18 protein-coding genes and 1 tRNA gene are annotated in these 19,701 nt (G+C 33.9%); 8 read left to right on the top strand and 11 right to left on the bottom strand.

The genetic code is table 11. From position 1 onward, the window contains the following. Positions 1-59: 59 nt before the first annotated feature. Positions 60-2,558, bottom strand: coding sequence for a PIG-L family deacetylase (locus tag ES674_RS14375; protein ID WP_148405183.1), 2,499 nt, complete (start codon positions 2,556-2,558; stop codon positions 60-62). 151 nt (positions 2,559-2,709) lie between these two features. Here ES674_RS14375 and ES674_RS14370 point away from each other — a divergent pair, with 151 nt between their 5' ends. Further along, positions 2,710-4,440, top strand: a complete 1,731-nt coding sequence (locus ES674_RS14370) for a hypothetical protein (protein WP_148405181.1) — start codon at positions 2,710-2,712, stop codon at positions 4,438-4,440. 11 nt (positions 4,441-4,451) lie between these two features. Here ES674_RS14370 and corA read toward each other — a convergent pair whose 3' ends face one another. The 7 genes from corA to ES674_RS14335 form a co-directional block, all read right to left on the bottom strand. After that, positions 4,452-5,519 carry a magnesium/cobalt transporter CorA gene (gene corA / locus ES674_RS14365; protein WP_148405179.1) on the bottom strand — a complete coding sequence of 356 codons (1,068 nt, stop codon included), beginning with the start codon at positions 5,517-5,519 and terminating at the stop codon, positions 4,452-4,454. Positions 5,520-5,552: 33 nt separating this feature from the next. Further along, entirely contained in the window at positions 5,553-6,098 is a 546-nt protein-coding gene (locus ES674_RS14360; RefSeq protein WP_148405177.1) for a mechanosensitive ion channel domain-containing protein, read from the bottom strand. A gap of 70 nt (positions 6,099-6,168) precedes the next feature. Beyond that, positions 6,169-6,759: a Maf-like protein gene (locus ES674_RS14355; RefSeq protein ID WP_148405175.1), complete on the bottom strand. Its 591-nt coding sequence runs from the start codon at positions 6,757-6,759 to the stop codon at positions 6,169-6,171. 11 nt (positions 6,760-6,770) lie between these two features. After that, the gene (locus ES674_RS14350; RefSeq protein ID WP_148405173.1) at positions 6,771-7,679 is read right to left on the bottom strand and encodes a geranylgeranylglycerol-phosphate geranylgeranyltransferase; all 909 of its coding nucleotides are present in this window, start codon (positions 7,677-7,679) and stop codon (positions 6,771-6,773) included. A gap of 49 nt (positions 7,680-7,728) precedes the next feature. Then, positions 7,729-8,259 carry a KdsC family phosphatase gene (locus ES674_RS14345; protein ID WP_148405171.1) on the bottom strand — a complete coding sequence of 177 codons (531 nt, stop codon included), beginning with the start codon at positions 8,257-8,259 and terminating at the stop codon, positions 7,729-7,731. Between the two features lie 11 nt (positions 8,260-8,270). After that, the gene (locus tag ES674_RS14340) at positions 8,271-9,059 is read right to left on the bottom strand and encodes a Rossmann-like and DUF2520 domain-containing protein (protein ID WP_148405169.1); all 789 of its coding nucleotides are present in this window, start codon (positions 9,057-9,059) and stop codon (positions 8,271-8,273) included. Between the two features lie 19 nt (positions 9,060-9,078). Beyond that, a complete protein-coding gene (locus ES674_RS14335) occupies positions 9,079-9,666 on the bottom strand; it encodes a Crp/Fnr family transcriptional regulator (protein WP_148405167.1) in 588 nt (195 codons plus the stop codon). 71 nt (positions 9,667-9,737) lie between these two features. Here ES674_RS14335 and ES674_RS14330 point away from each other — a divergent pair, with 71 nt between their 5' ends. The 4 genes from ES674_RS14330 (at position 9,738) to mscL (ending at position 14,247) form a co-directional block, all read left to right on the top strand. Further along, positions 9,738-10,034, top strand: a complete 297-nt coding sequence (locus tag ES674_RS14330; RefSeq protein WP_148405165.1) for a hypothetical protein — start codon at positions 9,738-9,740, stop codon at positions 10,032-10,034. Positions 10,035-10,042: 8 nt separating this feature from the next. Further along, a complete protein-coding gene (locus tag ES674_RS14325; RefSeq protein WP_148405164.1) occupies positions 10,043-10,447 on the top strand; it encodes a group III truncated hemoglobin in 405 nt (134 codons plus the stop codon). A gap of 122 nt (positions 10,448-10,569) precedes the next feature. Continuing rightward, positions 10,570-13,782, top strand: coding sequence for a cytochrome c biogenesis protein CcsA (ccsA, locus tag ES674_RS14320; RefSeq protein WP_148405162.1), 3,213 nt, complete (start codon positions 10,570-10,572; stop codon positions 13,780-13,782). Between the two features lie 12 nt (positions 13,783-13,794). Beyond that, positions 13,795-14,247 (top strand): large conductance mechanosensitive channel protein MscL, encoded by a 453-nt coding sequence (mscL, locus tag ES674_RS14315; protein WP_148405160.1) that lies wholly within the window; start codon positions 13,795-13,797, stop codon positions 14,245-14,247. Here mscL and ES674_RS14310 read toward each other — a convergent pair. Then, positions 14,242-14,613, bottom strand: coding sequence for a hypothetical protein (locus ES674_RS14310; RefSeq protein WP_148405158.1), 372 nt, complete (start codon positions 14,611-14,613; stop codon positions 14,242-14,244). The two genes, mscL and ES674_RS14310, sit on opposite strands and share 6 nt — an antisense overlap. A 191-nt stretch (positions 14,614-14,804) precedes the next feature. On the opposite strand from ES674_RS14310, the gene ES674_RS14305 reads away from it, so the two are divergent. The 3 genes from ES674_RS14305 (at position 14,805) to ES674_RS14295 (ending at position 16,827) form a co-directional block, all read left to right on the top strand. Further along, on the top strand, positions 14,805-15,956 hold the full coding sequence (locus ES674_RS14305; protein WP_148405156.1) for a trans-sulfuration enzyme family protein: 1,152 nt from the start codon (positions 14,805-14,807) through the stop codon (positions 15,954-15,956). Positions 15,957-15,967: 11 nt separating this feature from the next. Then, entirely contained in the window at positions 15,968-16,690 is a 723-nt protein-coding gene (bshB1, locus tag ES674_RS14300) for a bacillithiol biosynthesis deacetylase BshB1 (RefSeq protein ID WP_148405154.1), read from the top strand. A 61-nt stretch (positions 16,691-16,751) separates the two neighbouring features. Beyond that, positions 16,752-16,827: transfer RNA gene (locus ES674_RS14295), tRNA-His, on the top strand. Positions 16,828-16,970: 143 nt separating this feature from the next. On the opposite strand, the gene ES674_RS14290 is transcribed toward ES674_RS14295, so the two are convergent. Beyond that, on the bottom strand, positions 16,971-18,524 hold the full coding sequence (locus ES674_RS14290) for a M28 family peptidase (RefSeq protein ID WP_148405152.1): 1,554 nt from the start codon (positions 18,522-18,524) through the stop codon (positions 16,971-16,973). 116 nt (positions 18,525-18,640) lie between these two features. Continuing rightward, the gene (locus tag ES674_RS14285) at positions 18,641-19,678 is read right to left on the bottom strand and encodes a M28 family peptidase (protein WP_148405150.1); all 1,038 of its coding nucleotides are present in this window, start codon (positions 19,676-19,678) and stop codon (positions 18,641-18,643) included. Between the last annotated feature and the right edge of the window lie 23 nt (positions 19,679-19,701).

Below are 19,701 nucleotides of genomic sequence, written 5' to 3'. Positions count from 1 at the left end.
TGTGTACATTCTTTCCCATTTGTATTTTTCTGGTTTCATGGCGTTGTAGGTTTTTAGTGTTATTTTCCTAAAGATAGGATATTTGCAAATAAGCGATATGCGCCGGAAACACCAGCTGGAAATTCTCTAAAGAAACTTAAACCCGTATAGATGTAATAGCCTTCGCCATATTTAGCGACTAATAAACTTCCCTTTTTAGCAGATTCGCCTTTATCATGCATAGATAAAATAGGGGTGAAGTCTTTACTCCAAGAATCGGGAAAATATAATCCACGCTCTTGGGTCCAATTTTCAAAATCGGATGCCGTAATTTTATTTGGAATATTTAAAACAGGATGATTTGGCGCTAGAAATTTGACATCCGCAAATTCATCGGTAACACGATCGCTAGATAATTCTAACTGGTAAGGTGCTAATTCATCTGTCACTAGTCCGCGACTTGTATTATACTGAACCACCATATTTCCACCTTTTTTTACGAAGTCGAAAAGCACTTTTTGTTTGAATTTTAAAGTTTCAACTGTATTATATGCTCGAATGCCAATAACTACGGCATCAAAACGGCTTAAATTTTCGGGTGTAATGGCATCCGGACTCAAAGTGGTTACTTTGTAGCCAATTTGCTGCAAACTTTCAGGAACAACGTCGCCAGCACCAGCAATATAAGCGATATTTTCACCTTTCTTTTTAATGTCTAATCGCACCACTTTACTTTCACTAGGTAATAATACCGTTTGATACGGAATATGATCGTAATCTATTTCTATAAGTTCGTTGGAGTAGGTGTTGCCATTAACTGAAATGATGGGTTTAATAGAGCCTTCGCTTTGATTATTTGGAGGTGTCACAGTAAATAAAACAGTTTGTTGGGCACCTTTATTAACAATGTTAATGTTATGATTTTCAGGTGAAACAATCCAACCTGTAGGAACTGATAATTTCATAGTTCCCTCTAAACCATTTCTGCCAGCTTTAACACTCACCGGAATTGATTTCGAATTATCCGTTTCAAAAATGATGACTTTTTCGGCAATTCTGGCTGAAGCTTCTGGTATAATTTCAAACGGTTTATAAACTTCACCTTTAACAGGATCATTGGTTTTATAAATAACGGGTTTGGTAAACGGAATTGAAATGCCAGCTATTTTTATGTTAAAGGTAACCTCAAAATATTCTGGTGTTTCAGGCTTTCCTATTAAAGATGCATCAGATACTTTGTACATACCCAAAGTTCCGGTTTCAGTAAGCCAATAAGGTGTTGTAATATGCGCTTTATCCAGACTAGGAATATGAAAAGTCTCTTTTATATTTATAGATAGATTATTAATTAGCTCCATGTTTTTTTCAATCATTAATCCATTCGGATTGATGAAAGACTCCAAAATTATGGCGGAAGTACTTCTGTTTATGATTTCCAAATTCAGATTTATAGTTTCATTGGCTGTGGCTTGATTGGTTTGCGCGGCAGCTTCTACATATAATCCAGAACAGGCTTCAATAATGGCTTTAATTTCTTGAGTTTTAATCCTTTTCCAATGGCCATTTTCTAGATTTTGAATGGCAGCATACGCTTCTACTAATTTGGGAAGGGAAGCTGACGGATTTTTAAAATCGTAGTTTGCTTCAACCTCTTTTAATATAATGCCAATGGTAGCACCATTTTTAACGCGATTCCAAGTGGTATCAATCCCTTCAAATAAATTGGATTGAACTTTGGGCATGGTGCCTTTTATTAATTCAATATATTCTATTTCACTACCGCGCGTTCCTGTATTTCCAAAACCTTGAGATTTGTGCTGGCTTCGGCTTAAAGCTGCAATTTCAGGATTACTTAAACCGCTAGAAGGAAAATAAATCCCAGTATCTAAACCAATTAAACTGCTTTTATCCGCTTTATCAAATTTTTCTTGACTACCGTAAAACCACCAAGACGTGTTGAAAAATATACGTTGTGCTTGCCAAGTTTCTGTAGATTGTAATTGTTTTGGATAAACGCTTGAATCGCCCGCCAAATCAAAAGCTTCCAAACTCAACATGGCAGAACTGGTATGGTGACCGTGCGTTTTCCCTGGACTTCTATGATCAAAACGGTTGATAATAATATCCGGTTGAAATTGACGAATAGCCAAAACTACATCCGATAAAACGGCTTCTTTATTCCAAATCTCTAAAGTTTCATCTGGATGTTTCGAATAACCAAAATCGTTAGCACGTGTAAAAAACTGTTCGCCACCGTCAATAGCGCGGGCCGTTAAAAGTTCTTGAGTTCTAATAACGCCTAAAAGTTCACGAATTTCTGAACCAATTAAATTTTGTCCACCATCGCCTCGTGTTAAGGATAAATAGGCGGTTCGGGCTTTCACACCGTTAGCCACATATGAAATCATTCGGGTATTTTCATCGTCAGGATGTGCCGCAACATATAAAACAGATCCTAAAAATTTCAATTTTTTTATAGACTCGTAAATTTCGGAAGTATTAGGTTTTTTGGGTTGTTGTGCGTAGGTAAGTGTGGTACTTATTGCAATAAAAAAGAGGTATCGTAATTGTTTAATCATAGTGCATTTTGCTAAAAGACCAAATATAATAAACAGTTTTCAAGATGATTGGATTTAAGTGTTTTTTAACTTTTGGCAGGGAAATTGATAGTAAAATATTTCATAAAAGTAATTTTACGCCTCATTATTAAACTATTAATCATTTTTAAACATGAAAATAACTAACCAGCTTATCCTTTCGAGTATTTTATTGATGTTTTTTCAATTTGTTTCTTCTCAAAACTTAAAAACATTCAGTCAAAATGATTTGGACGCTCACAAAATGAAACCAGATACCTATGATTTTTGGTGGGATATGGATGATTATATGCTGTTTAAAAACGGTGATTCTATACCGTATTTTGTAGATATAAAAGACTATAAAGGTATTTTAAACTATGAGGTTGAGTTTCATTTACATGATGGGAGAAATACAACATTTATTGAAGATTTCACGATGAATAATATTCATGTTGAAATTGAGTCTTGTAGTTTTGATGAAAATGATAATAAAATAAGAATTTCGGGAAAGGTGAAATCTAATAGGCAATGGCAGGGAGTGGATAATCAAATTCAGGTAGCAATTGGCGAGGTAAAAGACACATTAGCTTATGTTCATGTTGAACATACAATTTTTAAAGAAAAAAATTACATAACCTATCATGGTGAGCGTGTTGAAGGTGATCTTGTACTTGACTCACTTAAAGCTTTTTATTTAAAAAATACGGTTCGTTTTGAAACAAGCGAACCATATATTGAAAAATTCTCTATAGAGGCAACCATTAATGAAAATTCTGTATTAGCGTTTGGTTTAGGAAGTAGTTTTGCTGAAATTTTTAATATTGGAGACATGGTTTTCTTGAATGATAAACCAAAAATAAAAAATTTAGAAACAATAGCATTCAAAGATAAACAGCCAACACCTATTATTAGAAAAAATGTGGCTGTTTTATGGCAAACACCTAAAGTGATTATTGTACCAGAATATTACCAGGTTATTGATAAAGCAGAGCAGTTTATTTTAAGAAAGCAATATGGTGCTGCTGCAAAGGAATATAATAATTTTTTAACGAGTAATCACTATGTGTATGCTCGAGATATTCATAATGCTGTTCGTTCTGCTATCCTTTCCAGAGATTATAAAACAGCTATTATTTGGAGTGAAAAATTAGTAGCGAAAGGTGTCGGTTTAGCCTATTTTGAAGCGCCTATTTTTAATAGAATTGAAAAACAAATAGAATGGCAGGATTTTCTTAATAATTTTGATGATTTTCATGAGGTTTTTCTTAAAACCCAAGACACTGTTTTAATTAAAAAATTAAAAGCAATTGTAGATTTAGACCAAAAATACTATGTTGGTCGAGCAAAAGGTGAATATAGTCATGCAGATGCTGTTGCCATCACTGAAATAAATGACATAAGCTTAATAGAACTAATAGGCGAACATGGTTTTCCAACCGAAGAGAAAATAGGGGTTACATTAAATAATGAACATATTATTGGTGGATATCCACGATATTATGTTTTGATTTACCATAGTAAACAAAGTAATAGTCCTAGCTGGGCCAATTTAAATGAGATCAGGAAAACAGCTTATTCAAAATTTGAGTATGATGCATATAGAGATGGTTTAGAAACCATTTTAAAAAATGGTGAAACTTGCTTCTCTGTTTATAAAGGAAACTTATATCTGGAAAAAGGATGTAATTTAGATAACCTGCAAAAGCCCTTAAAACAAATTCGTTTTGGCTTTAACAACCAAAATGATTTTATAATAAGTTTTAGCGAATTTTCAGTATTTCCCTATGAAGCAGATAACGATGCAGCAAACGACAGTTTTATGAAAGAACGCTATGATTTTGTTGAAAAACTAACGGATGATTGGTTTTGGTATGAGAAGTAATGGGGTTAAAATCACAACCACTTCTTCCGTTTAAAGTAATAAAGCATAGCAATAAAAATCAAAAACATAACGCCCCAAAGAATGAAATAACTGTTTTTATAATGCAGTTCGGGTATGTTGTCAAAATTCATTCCATAAACACCAGCAATAAAAGTTAATGGAATAAAAATGGTAGCAATAATGGTTAGTACTTTCATGACTTCATTCATTTTGTTGCTAATGGTTGTCATGTACATATCCATTAAACTCCAAATCATTTCACGGAAAATATCAATGCTATCGGAAAGTTGAATAATATGATCGTAAACATCATTATAAAACTGGAGATTTTTTTTAAGAATCAAATCACTATCACTTTTTTGTATGCGACTTATTATTTCGCGTAAAGGAAAAATGGAGCGTCGGACTTTTAAAAGCTCTTTTTTAAGGCTTAATACTTGCTGGCTTAAATCGTCTTTAACATTGCCACTAAACAATATGTCTTCTAAATCTTCCACTTTATTCCCCATGGTTTCACTCACAATATAATAATGATCTACCACAGCGTCCATTAAAGCATAAAGTAAGTAATCTGAACCCAACGTACGAATTCGGCCTTTTCCACCGCGCAGTCGCTCTCGAACTGTGTCAAAAACATCGCCTTCGGATTCCTGAAAGGTGAGCACGTAGTTTTTTCCTAAAACAAAACTGACTTGTTCAATGGTAATATTTTCATCCGCATCATAATACAGCATTTTTAAGGACACAAATATATAATCTTCATACTCATCAATTTTTGGACGTTGCGAGATGTTGACAATGTCTTCTAAAACGAGCGGATGCAAATTGTAATGCGTACCTATTTTTTCAATTTCATTAATGTGATTTAGTCCATTAATATTAATCCACGTAACGGAATCAGTAGATTTATACTGAAAAGCATCTTCAATATTTTGAAGTTCTTGCTCGTTTATAAAATCCGAACTGTAGTCAAACGATTCAATGAAGAGTTTTTGTGAATCTTTATAACCCGTATAGGTTAATGTTCCTGGCGATTTGCCAACGTGCTTCTTATATTTTGATGTTCTTTTTTTTGCCATAATGTTGAAATTTACAACAAATAATTCAAAGAACTATAGCGCATCGGTGGCATCGTCTTGTGGGAAAATCATGGCATCCTTTTTAAGTAAGGTTACCGGCTTTTGAAGAATTAGGTTATTTGGATAAGTAACTAAATCGCCATTATCTAAGCGTAAATGCAATTGGAACGCAGCAATATCCTCTATAATGGCTTCAATGGGAAAGTCTTTATCGTGAATCAAGATTTTATCGCCCACCTTGTATGGGAAATTAAAAAACATAATAATTCCTGAAGTAATATTGCTCAAAATAGACCATATAGCGAAAAGCGCAATCCCTATCACGGCGAATACAGATGAAAAAACTAATGCTAAATCTTTAAACTGTGCGCCAAAAATGATGGTTTCAATTAATAAAAAAATTAAGAATAGCGTTACGGTAGCATAACGCGAAATTAAATGAATTCGGGCGTCATTAATACCCGCTTTATGACCAATTTTTTTGATAAGTGTTTTGGCCAAAAAACGAATTATTAATAAAATTAAAAGCAATATAAAACTTGCAAATAATTCCGATTTATATGTTTCAAAATAAAGCATAACCTGTCATTATATTAAGACTGCGAAGATAGAGTAGAAAGGTTGAAAACAGGTTTCATTTATATATTATTTAAGAAGAAATAAAGGTTAGCAACGTTTGGTAAACCAAATGCGTTGGAAGCCCAACTACATTAAAATAAGAGCCTTCAATTTGCGTAATACCTATTTGTCCAATCCATTCTTGAATGCCATAAGCACCTGCTTTATCAAAAGGTTTACAGGTGCTTATATAGTGCGTAATTTCTTCGTCGGTTAATTCTTTGAAAGTCACTTTAGTCACTGCATTAACAGTTATTTGTTTTTTTGTTGTCGTGAAGCTTACAGAGGTAATAACCTCATGGGTGGAGTTGCTTAAGGATTTAATCATATTAAAAGCATCATCAGCATCTTTTGGTTTTCCTAAAGCCCTATTATTATGCCAAACAATGGTATCACTTGTAATAAGAATATCATTCCATTTCAAATCATCTTTAAAAGGTAAGGCTTTAAGTTCAGCCAAATAATCGCTAATTTCAAAATGGGTTAAATGCTCGGGGAAAACTTCATCAATCGGTTTTAAAATCACTTCAAAATCTAATCCTAATTCTTTAAAAAATTGCTGTCTTCGTGGTGAACCGGAAGCCAGAATAAGTCGGAAGTTTTTTAGCTTTTCATTCAGCATGGAGTCGTGTTTTAAATATATTGATATAGAACCATGGACAGCATGCCAAACAACATGATAACTTTAAGTAATGTACTAATAGCGTGATAATCTTTTTTTAATTTGGCCTGAAAAATCCAGATTAGTGCTAAAATTAGAGGTGCAATAACTAAAAGTAAAAAGTAGCCCACGATAAATAAGTTTTTATACATATTAGTGGTTACGTAAAATATGATGGCAAATAATGGGATAAAGGTTAAAAAGAAGACTATGAAGTTTGTGCGTTCTCTTCCTAAAACAATTGGCAACGTTTTTATTCCCGCTTTATAATCGCCATCAATATCTTCCAAGTCCTTAATGAGTTCTCGTATAAAATTGATTAGAAAAGCAAAAAGTGCGTAAGCCAATATAATTTCAAAATAAAATAATTGAAGTTCTTGATTTCTACTGGTGATGGCTGGTAATAATTCAAAAAGTCCAACAATAATAAGACTCAAAGCCACCAAAAAGGAAATGATTACAGTTCCAACTATTGGTATTTGCTTTAAATAGGTAGCGTAAATATATAGTAAACCAGAAGTTAGCACAAATAGGGCAAAGAATCCGCTGCGACCAACCATATTGGAAATATAAAACCCAAGTAAAACACCGATTACATTAAAACCAATGAAGTAGTTATAGGCTGTTTTTTCGGAAATGCTTTTGCCGATAATTTGCTGCTTTGGTTTATTGATAGCATCTGTTTCTTGATCATAAATATCGTTTATAATATAACCAGATGCAGCTATACAAACAGTTGCCAAAACTAGTAAGGAAAATCCGAATCCGTTTAGCGTAATTATGGCGCCAAAAGGTTCCAATAAGGCATACTTAATAAGCAATTGCACCAAGGCAATCATGAGTAGGTTTTTCCAACGTATTAGCGATAATATACTTTGCATGTTTGGGTACTAAAGTTTTTGGTAGTTAGTGTGTTTTGATTATTTCGAATTAATCATATTTCGCATCAAAATTGCCACTCCATTTGTCTTGAACTTTTAAGACCTGCTCAATAACATCTCGAACGGCGCCATGACCGCCATCTTTATGTGAAATATATTTTGAAATGGCTTTAATTTCGGGTACAGCATCTTGTGGGCAACATGGTAATCCGACTAATTTCATAACAGGATAATCAGGAATATCATCACCCATATATAGAACGTTTTCAAGTTTAAGCTTATTTTGAGCCAAGTAAACATGGAGTTGTTCAATTTTGTTATGAGATTTTAAAAAGACATCCTTAATACCTAATCCATCCAGACGCGCACGAATGCCTTCATTGGATCCACCAGATATGATACAAACATTATAACCTTTATCTATCGCAGTTTTTAAGGCATAACCATCTTTAATATTCATGCGTCGGAGCATTTCACCAGAAGTTAAAATGGTGACATTTCCATCGGTTAAAACGCCATCTACATCAAAAATAAAGGTGGTAATATGTTCCAAATATTCTTTATAGCTTTTAGTTTCCATAATATATTGTATTATTTTTTTGAATTTTTTACAGGTCTCATATCTACTCCTTGTGTTTTTTTAATGGCAGAAGTCATTAATTTATAAATGGCTTGATGCTGCTCATTTTCTAGAAGCTTTAAATGCTTTTTAATGGTTTTCTTATCGTTGCGTTTAGCCGGTCCTGTTTGAGCCAAATAGGGCGAAATTAGCTGAACTTTGTTGGCTGTTTCCAAAATAAGTGGTTTTAAAATATCAAATTCTACACCTTCAGCTTCAGTTATTTCATGTGCTACTCGGTACAATTGATTGCTAAAGTTATTTACAAAAACAGCAGCTAAATGTAAAGCGCGACGTTGGTCACTATTTACTTTATGCGTTTTGCAGCCTATACTTTTTCCTAAAGCTTTTAATAAAGGGGTATCTTTTTTACCAATAGTTTCAATACAAATGGGAACGGTTTCTATAGCTAAAGGCACATCTTTTGAAAAGGTTTGCAGGGGATAAAATACGCCGCGTCTATTTTTTTTATCTAAATCATAAACACTAACGCTACCGGAAGTGTGCGCCACAAAGCGATCTTCAAAAGGAAGCTGCTCTGATAATTCTGAAATAGCATCATCACTAACCGCAATAATGTAAATGTCCGCGGGTTTTAATTGCGATAAATCGTCAGTAGTTTCTACATCATTTTGAAACATAGCCAATTTCCTAATATCCCTGTTATACCATTGTACAACTTTCACGGTTTTAGCCGCGCTAAACGCTTTATATAAATGAGTGGCAACATTTCCAGCGCCAAGTATAGTAACTGTAATCATAGGGCTAAAATACGTATAATTATAAAAATACTTTATGGCGTTTCAAGATTAATTTATGGTCTTTTTCTAATTGTTTGATGGTTCTAATAACCGTTTCAACACGTAAACCCGTCATATCTGAAATTTGTTGGCGGGTAAGTTGCACCTCATAAAGATCGGTGCTATTTGCCGTTTCTTTAAAATGATTTAAGAGGGTTAAAATGCGGTGTTCTGGCGGATGTATCGAAAGCTCTTGAATGATTTTTGATTTATAAATCATGCGTTTGCTCAATGTTTTGGTAATCTTCAAATGCTCTTTCGGATGATTTTTCAACAAACTAAAAAACCGTTCTTTTGGTAAAATATAAATGCTGCAATCTGTAATGCATTGAGCACATGCCGGATAATTGGAGTCTTGAAATAGAGGCGGTTCGCCAAAGGATTTTCCTGATTCAAAAAAACCTTGGATAAATGCTTTCCCATCTTCCGAATGGTTGAACATTTTTAATTTCCCCGTTTTAATCTGGTAATAAAATTGAGCCTGTTCATGTTCTCTAAAAACCACTTGGTCTTTAGTATATGATTTTAAAGAGGCTTCATATTCTTCTAAAATGGCTATTGGAATCATCGCGTATGATTTGAATCATAAAGAAACAAAGATAGTTTTTAGAATTTTGTTACAACACAAAATACACCATTATGAATTCCTTATATAAACAAGCCATCACAGACTTTAACGCTAATTATATTTTATACATTCCGCTAACTATAATTTTACAAAGTTGCGTTGGTTCTATTGCAGCCATGTATATTTTAATGAATAGTCCAACAGGATCCTTTAAGTTTTTTGAACTAACTTTGTGTGTTATAATGGCCATGGGTTATAATGGGCTTATTTTTGCACAAATTAAAACGCGCATCATATTCCCAATTCTTTTGGCAAGCATCATTATAAACGTTTTATTAATTATTATTAATGTTTACCAATTATCTTAATACATAATATGAAAAAACAAATAGAAAACCGAGACGATGTTTATCTTCTGGTATCTACATTTTATGATAAAGTGCGCGCCGACGATTTTTTAGGGACTTTTTTTAACCGCGTTATCACGGATTGGGAAGCCCATATTGAACGTTTAACTACTTTTTGGGAAACGAGCCTATTCATGACCCGTAAATTAGAGAAAAAATACTACGGAAATCCGCTAGCTGTTCATGTGGAAGTAGATAAAGAAAATGACCATGCTATTACCGAACACCATTTTGGCGCTTGGTTAAATTTGTGGTTTCAAACATTAGATGAACATTTTGAAGGTGAGGTTGCTGAAAACGCAAAAAATCGCGCTCGAAAAATGGGAAGCTTTATGTATTTAAATATCTTTCAAGCCAGACCATCAAAGTCTTAAAGGTGGTCAAAACCTCTTCTTCAAATGTTTTAACAGTAATCTAAAAAAGTCTTGTTTTATTTACTGCTTTAAATAAAACAAAAGCCTTAAATTTGCACAATTCAATTTTTGAGTCTCATATTATGCTAAATAAACTCTCCAAAATCCTCTTTTCAACGCGATTAACGTCTGTATTATTTATTGTTTTTGCCGCCGCTATGGCTATTGGAACATTTATGGATGCAGGTCAAGAAACATCGCCAACGCCTTACACTCGAAATTTAATCTACAATACTTGGTGGTTTGAAGCCATAATGGTGATTTTTGCTATCAATTTTATTGGTAATATTAAAAAATACCGTCTATTACGTTGGAATCAGTGGGCTACTTTAACACTACACTTATCCTTTATATTAATTATTATAGGAGCGGGAATTACCAGATATGTTGGTTTTGAAGGCATGATGGCCATTCGTGAAGGTGATACTGAAAATTCATTCTTAACGCAAAAAACCTATATCACCGCTTATATAGATGGTGATTTTATGGTTGATGGCATGGCGCAACGCAAAATTATTGAAGAAGAAGTTGATTTTTCTCCGCGTTTAGAAAATGATTTTTCATATTCTACGGATTATAATGGTCAAGAAGTAAAACTAGAATTAGAACGATTTGTTGGTGGTGCGGAATTAGATGTCGTTCCAAATGAAACAGGTGAAGAGTACTTAAAAATAGTAGAATCTGGCGGAGGCGCACCTCATAATCACTTTTTAAAAGTGGGTGAAGTTCAAAGTTTACACAACGTTCTTTTTTCCTTGAACAAACCTGAAAAAGGTGCGGTAAATATTACCTATAAAGACGGTAACCTAACTATTGAGTCGCCATTTGAAGGTGAATACATGACCATGGCAACTGGGAAAACAGGGCTATTGGTTAAAGATAGTTTACAACCGCTTATTTTACGCTCACGTTACGTTATTGGAAATATGCAAATGGTATTTCCAAAACCTGTAGTTAAAGGTGATTTTGATATTGTGAAAAAATCGCAAATGCTTCGTGGTGATGAAGATGGTGTGGTTTTAAAAATTACTTCAGGAGGCGAAACGCAGCGTGTAAAACTTTTAGGTGGTCAAGGTTATAGTAAACCTTTTGAACAAGTTAATATTGCTGGTTTAGATATAGCCGTAAAATATGGTTCTAAAGTTTTAGAACTTCCTTTTAGCGTGAAGTTAAACGATTTTATTGCTGATAAGTATCCAGGAACAGATAAAAGTTATTCTGCCTTTGCGAGTGAAGTAACTATAATAGACAAAGAAAATGGCGATTTTGATTACCGTATTTTTATGAATAATATATTAGATCATCGTGGTTACCGCTTTTTCCAAGCTGGTTTTGATCCTGATGAATTAGGAACAAAACTTTCTGTAAACCATGATATGCTTGGAACTTGGGTAACTTACATTGGTTACATGTTATTATATTTAGGATTAATGGCTATATTATTTGATAAAAACACCCGTTTTGGCGATTTAGAAAAACGACTTACTGCCATAAAAAATAAGAAGAAAAATAGATTGAAAACTAAAGTTGCTAGTATTTTAGTCTTAGCCTTTACTTTAACTGGTTTTGCGCAACAGCATTCACCAAATGACGGACATGGTCACAATGATGGAAGACCAACAAAAACTCAAATTGATTCGGTTTTAAGAGCAAACATTACGCCCAAAGAACATGCCGATAAATTTGGACATTTAGTTATTCAGGATATTGGAGGTCGAATGATGCCTGTAAATACTTTCGCATCAGAAATGCTTCGTAAATTAAGTAAACATGATACTTATGAAGATTTTGATGCAAATCAAGTATTTCTTTCTATTCAGGAAAGTCCATTATTATGGTATAATGTACCAATCATATATTTAAAGTCTCAAAAAGGTGATTCCATAAGAACCTTAATTGGCGTTCCTAAAGATCAAAATTATATTCCTTTAGTAGATTTTTTCACACCAGAAGGCGATTATAAATTAGCGCCTTATTTGGAAGAAGCATACAAAGCGCAAATTCCGAATGGTTTTCAAAAAGAATTTAAAGAAACAGATCAGCGTGTAAATTTATTATACAACACGATAGATGGTTATGCTTTGCGTATTTTCCCAATTCCAGATGATTATAATAACAAGTGGATTTCTTCTGTAGAATTCAGACGCGATAATCACCGCGAAAACATCAAGGATACGCTTTACGGAAACTTTATTAACAACGGATTTAGTGCCTATTTAATGACCTTAAATATGGCGAAGAAGTCAGGAAATTTTAAGCAGGCAGATGAAATATTAGAATCATTTACTAAAACACAACAAAAATACGGAAGTGATGTTATGCTTTCTGAACAGAAGGTTAAAACAGAAATCTTATACAACCATTACGATATTTTTAAAAACCTGTACAGCTGGTATATGTATGCGGCTGCGTTGATGTTCATTATTTTAATTATTCAAATTTTTAAGGAGAATAATAAGTACATCAATGTATCAGTAAATGTATTCAAAGTTATCATGGTACTGCTTTTTGTGCTGCATACTTTAGGTTTAGCGGTACGTTGGTATATTTCGGGTCACGCGCCTTGGAGTGATGCTTATGAATCTATGATTTATGTAGCTTGGGCTACGATGTTCTTTGGATTGGCTTTTGGAAAACGTAGTGATTTAACCATTGCAGCAACTGCTTTTGTAACTGCCATGATTTTAATGGTGGCGCACTGGAACTGGATGGATCCTGCTATTGCCAACCTACAACCTGTATTGGATAGTTATTGGTTAATGATTCACGTAGCCGTAATTGTTGCTAGTTATGGACCCTTCACATTAGGTATGATATTAGGTGTAGTTGTGCTATTATTAATGATTTTTACAACAAAAGATAATAAGGATAAATTACTAATCAACATTAAAGAATTAACCATTATTAATGAAATGGCTTTAACCGTTGGATTGGTATTACTAACGATTGGAAACTTTTTAGGAGGTATGTGGGCCAATGAAAGTTGGGGACGTTACTGGGGTTGGGACCCAAAAGAAACTTGGGCCTTAATCAGTATTATGATTTACGCTTTTGTAATTCACATGCGTTTAGTTCCTGGATTACGTAGTCGCTTTGGCTTTAATTTCGCTTCTATAATCGCGTTTTCTAGTATCATGATGACTTATTTTGGTGTTAACTTTTACTTGGCTGGACTGCACTCTTATGCTAGTGGAGATCAAATTGTGAGTGTTAAATTTATAGCCATTGCTTTTGCTATTGTTGGTGTTTTAGGAATTCTTGCGTATAGAAAATATGCCAAGTTCTATAAAAAATAAAAGGCTATAGCTGTGAAGTTTTTAAGAGAATTCAAAGAGTTTGCCGTAAAAGGTAATATGATGGATATGGCTATCGGTATAATTATCGGTGCCGCTTTTAACAAGCTAGTAGATGTGCTTGTTAAACAGGTGTTTTTACCGCCTTTGTCATTATTAGTAGAAGGCGTTAATTTATCCAACAAACGAATTATTCTGCGTCAAGAGGTTTTAAATAGTAGTGGTGAAAAGATTGGTGATGAAGTGGCTATAGGATATGGCGCCTTCAGTGAAGCGCTTTTAGACTTTTTAATTGTAGGATTTACTATTTTTATAATAGTGAAATTTCTCAATAGATTACGTACCAAATCTCAAGACCCAAAGAACAAAACTGTTTCTACGCCTAAAGATATAGAGCTCCTCACCAAATTAACTGATTTGGTGGAAGAGCAGAATACGTTATTAAAATCTAAAAGTAAGGGCTTATAATTTAATAGGATCTTTGTCCATATTTAAATCATCAAGCATGTCTTGTGTGAATTTATAATGACCACGACGGGTTATAATTCTAAAACGGTGATCTTTCATACGTGTTAAAACGTCTAAAAAGCGCCATTTTGATTTAAGAAGAATAGGTTCATCAGATTTTAAACTGATTTCAAAATAATGTTTTCTACCTGCTTTTTCAGCAACGATATTAGGTGTAATGGTAATATCAGAACCTTTTTTGTGATAAGATTTTGGCGATTCATAGCCTTCAACATCCGCTTTGATGTTGTCATAACCTAAATTCTCGAGATAGTTTAAGGATTCCTTTAAAAAGGTCGCGCTTTCTGTTTTTTCCGTTGTCGTCATAATTGTAAAGATAGTTATAATTTTACAATTATTTTTTAATAATATGTTAAATGACTGATAGTCAATATTATATTTAATTTACGTTAAAATTAATTCCTACAATATTTCAATCTTTTTTGAAAATGCACTGATTAATGCGTTGTTGAAGTAGTAGATTATTCGTAATTTAGTAACTCAAAAAATTGAAGTTTATGAAGCATTCCAAATTCGGTATTAACACTATTTGCACCCATGTTGGTGAAGTTACCGATGAACAGTTTAAAGGCGCTGTATCACCCATTTACCTGTCTACTTCTTATGAGTTTGAGGGTGTAGATGTCAAGCGTTATCCACGCTATTTTAATACACCAAACCAAGAACATTTGGTTAAAAAAATTGCCGCTTTGGAACATACAGAAGGCGCTTTAATTTTTGGATCTGGTATGGCTGCTTTAAGTGCCATGTTTTTGACCTTTTTAAAATCTGGCGACCATTTAGTAGTGCAGAATACGTTATATGGTGGTGCAAGTCACTTTATACGGGAGGAATTTCCTAAATATGGTATTGAATTTACCTTTACAGATGGTTATGACGTTTCAGATTTTGAAGCTGCAATTCAGCCAAACACCAAGTTAATTCATATTGAAACACCGTCAAATCCCTTATTAACGATAACAGATATTGAAGGTGTTGCTAAATTGGCCAAAGCTCATAATCTTTTAAGCAGTATTGATAATACCTTTGCTAGCCCAATTAACCAAACGCCTATAGATTTCGGCATCGATATTGTGATGCATTCGGCTACTAAGTATTTAGGTGGACATAGTGATATTTTAGCTGGTGCGTTAGCAGCTTCTGATGAATTAATAGGTGAAATTTGGCACGTAGCTAAAAACTTTGGAGGTAATTTAAGTGACTTTACTGTATGGATGTTGGAACGCAGTATGAAAACATTAGCATTGCGTGTAAAGGTACAAACAAAGAATGCTAGAAAATTAGCCAAATACTTGGATAAACATCCCGATGTGAAACAGGTTTATTATCCAGGCTTAAAAGCGCATCCACAGCACAAATTAGCTAAAAAACAGATGCACGGTTTTGGCGCTATGATGTCTTTTGTATTGCGCGACGGACTTGAATCTTTAAAATTTCAAAAGCAATTACAGCTAATTAAATCTTCTATGAGTTTAGCTGGTGTAGAAAGCACGGTTTTATCGCCTTATTTGACGTCTCATGCACTTTTAACGCAGGAAGAACGTGATGCCATAGGTATCAGCAATCAACTTATACGCTTTTCAGTAGGAATAGAATCTATAAAGGATTTAAAGGCTGATATTGAACAAGCTCTTAAAAATATTACATAATATATTAATATATGAAACTAGATATTTTAGCAATTGGCGCCCATCCTGATGATGTAGAATTGGGTTGTGGTGGTACTATAGCGAAAGAAATTGCCCAAGGTAAAACAGTAGGCATTATTGATTTAACCCGTGGTGAATTAGGAACCCGTGGAACTGCAGAAACGCGGGACGCGGAATCCACAGAAGCAGCGCGCATTTTAGGCGTTTCTGTACGGGAAAATTTAGGCTTCGCCGATGGTTTTTTTAGTAACGATAAAGCCCATCAACTTGAAATTATTAAAGTCATTCGTAAATACCAACCCGAAATAATTTTGTGTAACGCTATTACTGATCGACATATTGATCATGGAAAGGGGAGTAGTGCCGTAAGTGATGCGTGCTTTTTAAGTGGTTTGATTAAAGTGAAAACCACTTTAGACGGTTCTGATACGCCGCAAAAACCATGGCGACCGAAGCAAGTTTATCATTATATTCAATGGAAATACCTGGAACCGGACTTTGTAGTAGATATTTCTGGTTTTATGGAAAAGAAAATAGCGGCTGTTTATGCTTATAAAACCCAATTTTATGACGCTAAAAGTACCGAGCCAGAAACCCCTATTTCTAGTAAGAATTTCACTGATAGTGTGGACTATAGGGCTCGAGATTTAGGGCGGATAGTTGGTGTTAATTACGCTGAAGGGTTTACCGTGGAGCGGTATCCGGCTGTAAATAGTTTATTTGATTTAAAATAATTTTTCAAAAATAGTTTGTAACAAATAGGAAAAGAATTACATTTGCAGACCTATTTAAAATGGTGGTTGTAGCTCAGTTGGTTAGAGCATTGGTTTGTGGTACCAAGGGTCGCGGGTTCGAATCCCGTCTTCCACCCAAAATTGAAAAGCCTTTCAGAATTCTGGAAGGCTTTTTTTGTGCAGTTCGGTCATGGTTCGACCTGCAAATACTTCAGCAAAAAAAAAGCCTAATGCAGAGATGGCTCTCCGTATTAGGCTTTATAAATTATTGAGTGGTAAATTATTTTACTGCCTTATCCACTTTGATTCTATTTTCACGGTTGGCTAATTCCCAAGCCGTATAAAATACTAAACGTGTTCTGTTTTCTAATAAATCATAACGAATTTTGTCTGGTGTATCACTTGGCTGGTGATAATCATCATGTGTTCCGTTGAAGTAGAAAATAACAGGAATATTGTTTTTAGCAAAGTTATAATGATCAGAACGGTAGTAAAAACGGTTAGGATCATTATCATCATTAAACGTATAATCTAATTCAATATTCATGTACGTTTCATTCATTTCTTCTGAAATGTTATGCAACTCTGTACTTAATTTATCACTTCCAATTAAATAAATATAATTATCTGCACCCGTACGTTTTGGATCCGTACGACCAATCATATCAATATTTAAGTTTGCAACGGTATTTGCCAATGGGAAAAGTGGTTCCATATCGGTATAATATTGAGAACCTAAAAGTCCTTTTTCTTCACCAGTAACGTGCAAGAATAAAATTGAACGCTTAGGTCTATGTCCATTTTTAACGGCTGTTTTAAAAGCTTCAGCAATTTCAACTATAGCTACGGTACCAGAACCATCATCATCAGCGCCATTGTAAATTTCGCCATCTTTAATACCTTCATGATCTAAATGCGCAGAGATAACTATAATTTCATCTGGCTTTTCGGATCCTTTAATAAATGCCGCTACGTTTTCAGACATAAATTCATTTGCAGAATTTACATACTCCATATTCATAGGAACTGAAATAGTTTTAGATTTAGTAGCTGTTTCAATACTTGGCATAATAGCTTTGGCTAAATCTGTATTGATTAAGAAATAATACATACTCTCACCTTCGCCTTTTAATGACATACGACCATTTGAACCTCCAAAACGTTTAGAAGCCATTTCGTATACTTCTGGGTAATAAAATAAAACGGCTGCTGCACCGCGCTTTTCAGCTGCGTCACGTTTTGCAGAATATTCTTGTCTGAAATTAGACCAGCTTGAGCTTTCATCTGTACCACTAATTACATAGTTTCCATCAGCGCTTTTTGGCTCACCAGATCTAATTAAAACCACTTTACCTTTTACGTCTAAACTAGCGTAACTATCATATTTTTCATCGTCAATACCATAATCGGCAAAGACAATTTCATTAACAGAAACAGAACCATTTTTAGAAGATGAAGCCGAAACGTAATCATCTACCATTGTAAAAGTTTTTCCATTAACCGTAAAGTTTACTTTTGGAGCTTCCATTATTTCTAATGGTACATCTTGGAAGTAATTACCGTCCGCTTTGGCAGCTTTTACATCCATATTAATATACTGTTGCTTTAAATATTCTACAGCCATTTTTTGACCTTTTGCACCTGTAAGTCTGCCTTCAAACTCATCTGAAGCATAGATGTATAGCATTTCCTTTAATTCGGCTGATGTAATGGTGTTTCCATACTCAATAGGATTTGCAGGTTCTGGAGTTTTTGCTGTAGTTTGTTTTTCCTGTGTGGAACCACAACTAAATGCTAGTAGGGTAGCACTTAATAGAATGACAGATTTTTTCATAATTATTTGTAAGTAATGTTAATATATAAATAACTTTAGTGTAATATGCGATATTACGAAAAAACCTAGCATTTCAATGGATACCGCATTTACATTTAACAAACTTTAACAAGTGATTAGATGTTCTCGTTGCGGATTAAGGGATTTTCTTGATTGGCCAAATGCCAAGCGGTAGCAAATATAAGTTGGGTTCTTCTGGTTAATAAATCATAATCAATTTTGTCTGGCGTATCTGAAACCTTATGGTAATCTTCGTGTTCACCATTGAAATAAAAAATAACAGGAATATCTTTTAATGCGAATTTATAATGATCCGATCTAAAGTAAAATTTATTAGGATCTTCTTCATTATTATAAGTATAATCTAAATTTATGTTGAAATAGGCCTCGTTAACTTTTTCAGAGATAAAATGCAATTCCTTACTAATTCTATCCGCACCAATAACATAGAGATAATCTGGATTGTTTTTATGTTTGTTATCCACACGACCAATCATATCAATATTTAAATTAGCGATGGTTTTTTTAAGGTCGAAAATAGGATTTGCTATATAATATTCGCATCCATACAAGCCAATTTCTTCACCCGTTAGGTGTAAAAAAAGGATACTTCTTTTTGGAGAAAAACCATCTTTTTCAGCCATTTTAAAGGCTTGTGCCATTTCCATTAAAGCCGTTGTTCCAGAGCCATTATCATCTGCTCCTTTAAATATCTCATCATTTTCAAGACCTAAATGATCTAAATGTGCCGAAATAATAAGGACTTCTTCTGGATTTTCAGATCCTTTTATGAATGCCAAAACATTTTCAGAAGCATTTATATTATTTGGTAAGAAATTTTTTGGAATGGTTTGAAAATATAAACTATCGTTTATAGGTGAAGTAATTCCTTGTGAAATGTAAAAGTTTTTTATAAAATCGGATGCCTTTTTTTGCCCAAGTTCACCTGTTTTTCGACCTTGAAAATCTTCCGAGGCAAAGGCGTAAAGATGCGTTTTTAATTCACTGGACGTAATAGTTTGGGCATACCGCATAACGGTTGTACTATCCGAAAGTTGGATATTGTTTTTTATATTTTCAATTTTTGTTGAATAGCGCGTATTGGCACAAGATCCAACCAATGCCAATGCCGAAGCAATAAAAAGTCCTTTCATTAATAGCAATTTTACATTCAAAT

Origin of the sequence: Bizionia myxarmorum, from assembly GCF_008086205.1 — a bacterium.
GTDB classification, from domain to species: Bacteria; Bacteroidota; Bacteroidia; order Flavobacteriales; family Flavobacteriaceae; genus Algorimicrobium; species Algorimicrobium myxarmorum.
The sequence above is the reverse complement of the archived record's forward strand: the minus strand, read 5'-3'. Positions and strand labels throughout refer to the sequence as shown.